We start from the raw sequence: 3,445 nt of genomic DNA, 5'->3' as shown, positions 1-3,445 counted from the left end.
CGGCCTCGACCGCCACCGCGGGACGGGCCTGGGCTGACGTGGTGTAGGAGTTGACCTGGAACTCACCGCCGAGGCGCGAGCCGTCCGACGCGTAGCGCTGGCCCTGGACGCTGTAGACCGACCCGTCCTGGAGGTTGCTTTCCCACACCACCACGAAGTCGCCGCCAGCCTCGACCGCTACCGCGGGTAAGCTCTGGCGAGACGTGGTGTAGGAGTTGACCTGGAACTCGCCGCCGAGGCGCGAGCCGTCCGACGCGTAGCGCTGGCCATGGATGCTGGTGTCCGACCCGTCCTGGGCCTCGCTTTGCCACACCACCACGAAGTTGCCTCCGGCCTCGACCGCCACCGCGGGAAAGAGCTGGTTGAACGTGGTGAAGGAGTTGACCTGAAACTCGCCGCCGACGGGTACGGGTGGCTGTGCCAGCGTCGGAGGGGGCATCAGGAGGATCACCACGACGAGCATCAGATGGAGGTCGATCTTCACCAGAGCGCCTCGATCGGTTGGGTTAAACATCTCGTAGGAGAGCATACTACCGAGATCGTCTGGGGAGGGCATCTCGGTCGTACTAAGGCGAATCGAGGCCGGGGGCGGCCAGGTCATCGAGAAGCAACAGATTTCTTGTTCCACTTTTTCGCCCCCCTACGCGTCCTCCTGTGAACGACCCGAACGCTCGACAGGAGCCCGCGATCCGATGTTCGATCTCCAACCTGGTGACGTCCTCTCGTACTCGGCCGGCAGTACCCAAACCGGACCGGAGGGATTCCGCAAGGTGCAGCCCGACAAGATCGGCATGCTGGGCGCCGCCGGCGAGCGCTGGCCCGAGTTGGGCGAGGCGTTTGCCGACGGTACGGTGCTGTTCATCAACGCCTACCCTGCCACCCTCGGCCGATTCACCGCCGGCATCTCGGTCGACACCTACCTCAGCCCGCGGGTCTTGACCCGCGCCCTGAAGCTCGGCCGCGAGGCCGGCCATCCGGTGATCATGGTGGCGCAACCGCTCTTCGTGGTCGACGCGCTCCTGCGGCACCTGGCCGCCGGCCATGCGCTGCCCCAGACGCTGATGCTGCAGGTCGGCGGCTATGTCTTCCCGCGCAGCCTGGAGACGATGCTGCAAGAGCTGCTCGAGCCTCACGTCGAGCAGCTTTTCATCGTTCAATACTTCGGCGCCGCCGAGGTCGACGCCGGCGTCTTGATGGCGCGCGAGCGCAACGCCGACGGCGAGCTGATCTACTACCCACGACCCGATGTCGAGCCCGAGGTTGACGGCGAGGATCTGCTCCTTTCCTTGCGCGCACCGAACGGTGCGCTACTGGCCGACCGCTTCCGCACCGGTGACCTGGCGCGCCCCTGTGGCGACGGCTGGGTGATTCGCAACCCTCGGCGTCTGCACCCGGACGTTCACCGCGCGATGGAATCGTGGAGCGCGGCTGATTGGCGGCGCCGCACCGGCTACCTGCGGCGTGACGACAACAGGATCCGGATCCAGCTCCGGCAAGGCGAAGAACCCGCCAACGACGACGAGCTCGAGCACTTCGAGTTCGCTCGCCGCTTCGGCTTCTCCTGGCTGGAAAAACCCTATTGGAGGTAATGCGAGATGGACGTTTCCCAAGTGGTTCAGCGCGATCTACCGCCAGCCCCTCTGCCGGGCGCCGTGGCCCTGACTTACCTCCGACGCCGCGAGACACGACGCAGTGAGGCACCATCCCAAGCCCGGCGAGGTCGTACAGCCGTTCCGCAGCGGCGAGGCGTTGCTCCGGCGACGGGTCAGCCGAACCCTGGGTGCGCCAACCCTCGGGCGAGCACCGAAGCGACCCCGGACTTCGACCTCCGTTGGGCGACGACCGAAGACGAGAGGGCCGCGGTCTACCGCTTACGCTACGAGCTCTACGTCGCCGACCAGGGGCTCTTCACCGACGTCGCGGACCACGCAAGACGCTGGCTCACCGACGAGTACGACGCCGTCTCCCGGGTCGCGCTGGCCGAGATCGACGGCGAGGTGGTGGGCACCGTCCGCGTCACCTTCGGCGACGAGGCGGCCTTCTCCGACGGGGCCCGCCATGAATACGATTTCGCTCGCTTCGCCGGGGTGGTGGACGAGGGCGACATCGGCATCATCACCCGCTTTCTGGTGCGCAAGGAGTATCGTGGCAACGGCATCCTCTCCTTCCAGCTCTTGTGGAAAGCCTTCGAATGCTGTGCGGTCCACGGCCTGGAGTTGCTGCTCGGCACCTGCGAGGCGCACTTGATGAACCGCTACCGCACCCTGGGCTTCCAACCCTACGGCAAGCTCTACAACCATCCGACCAGCGGCGCCCTGGTGCCGATCGCCATCGTCTTCGGCGACCTCGCTCACATGCAGCGCATCGGATCGCCGATGGCCTCCGCCATCGCCCGACGCACCAAACCGCACGATGAGGTCGACGCCATCCTCCCCCTGGTGCGCAGCGAAGAGCGGGCGATCAAGAGTCGCGGGCATGATGCCGAGAGCCACTGGAACGCCATTTTCCGCTGGCTCGCCGGCCTACCCGGCATCCTCGGTGATCTGACCCAAGACGAGGCCAGCGTTCTCCTGGCCAAGAGCCATATCCTCGACTGCCAGCCCGGCGATGCGATCATCCTCAAAGGCCACGTCTCCCGCACCCTCTACATCCTGCTCGAGGGCACCCTGGAAGTGCAGGACCAAGGCCAGACGGTGGCCACGGTGAACGATCGAGGCGCCCTGGTCGGCGAGGTCGCTTTCTTCACTGCCGGCCAGCGGATGAGCGACGTTGTCACCGGCTCGGAGGGGGCCCGCGTCCTCGCCCTGAGCGCCGGCAACCTACAAGAGATCATCCGCAGCTATGGCCCGATGGCGGCGAAGTTCCTCCACTACGCCGCCCGCGGCCTGTGCGAGAAGCTCCTGGAGAGGGCTGGCTGATCACCCGCAGCCCGAGCAGCGGAGCGCAGCCCCAGCAGCCGAGCGCGGCCCCAGCAGCCGAAGGCACGCGCCACATCGAGGCCCGCTTGACGTAGTGCAAGCCTGTCGCTAACTTATTTACGATTAAGTTAGCCGTAAACAAGTTAATCGTAGACAGGCTGTTCGCGCCAACGAACCTCGGAGGTACTCGTGATGTCGAAGCGAATCGTACCGATCGTCCTCTTCGCCCTGTTGCTCGGTGCCGGCTCGACCCTTGCCGCGGGCCAACCCACGGACTCGACGGCGGCCGTCGCACCTAACGCTGGCCAACCGACGGGTGTCGAACCGACCGTCGTCGAACCGGTCACATCCGAAAGCCTGCCTCCGGTGGACGAGAGCCTGCCAGGCCTGTTCGAGCCCATCTTCTTGCAGGAACCGGTGGTCATCCAGATTCCGGCGGAAAAAGCCTGCAAGGACGCGCAGCAGCGCGACATCTGCAACTGCAACACGAACGCCGACTGTGACGCGATTTGCGGCGCAGGGGTTTG

The 3,445-nt window shown here is 65.9% G+C and carries 4 protein-coding genes; 3 read left to right on the top strand and 1 reads right to left on the bottom strand.

Features of this window, described 5'->3' with window-relative positions; translation table 11 throughout:
• On the bottom strand, nt 1-484 hold a 484-nt coding region (locus tag AAF481_20310; protein ID MEM7483510.1), incomplete at its 3' end, for a hypothetical protein.
• 208 nt (nt 485-692) lie between these two features.
• On the opposite strand from AAF481_20310, the gene AAF481_20305 reads away from it, so the two are divergent.
• The 3 genes from AAF481_20305 to AAF481_20295 all read left to right on the top strand — a co-directional run.
• Complete coding sequence (locus AAF481_20305; GenBank protein MEM7483509.1) at nt 693-1,589, top strand: hypothetical protein; 897 nt, start codon at nt 693-695, stop codon at nt 1,587-1,589.
• A gap of 6 nt (nt 1,590-1,595) precedes the next feature.
• The gene (locus AAF481_20300; protein MEM7483508.1) at nt 1,596-2,918 is read left to right on the top strand and encodes a GNAT family N-acetyltransferase; all 1,323 of its coding nucleotides are present in this window, start codon (nt 1,596-1,598) and stop codon (nt 2,916-2,918) included.
• Nucleotides 2,919-3,110: 192 nt separating this feature from the next.
• The coding region (locus AAF481_20295) for a hypothetical protein (protein MEM7483507.1) at nt 3,111-3,445 on the top strand (335 nt) is incomplete at its 3' end.

Source organism: Acidobacteriota bacterium (assembly GCA_039030395.1).
Lineage (GTDB): Bacteria > Acidobacteriota > Thermoanaerobaculia > Multivoradales > JBCCEF01 > JBCCEF01.
Note: the sequence above shows the minus strand (reverse complement) of the source record. Positions and strands in the feature narration are given on the sequence as shown.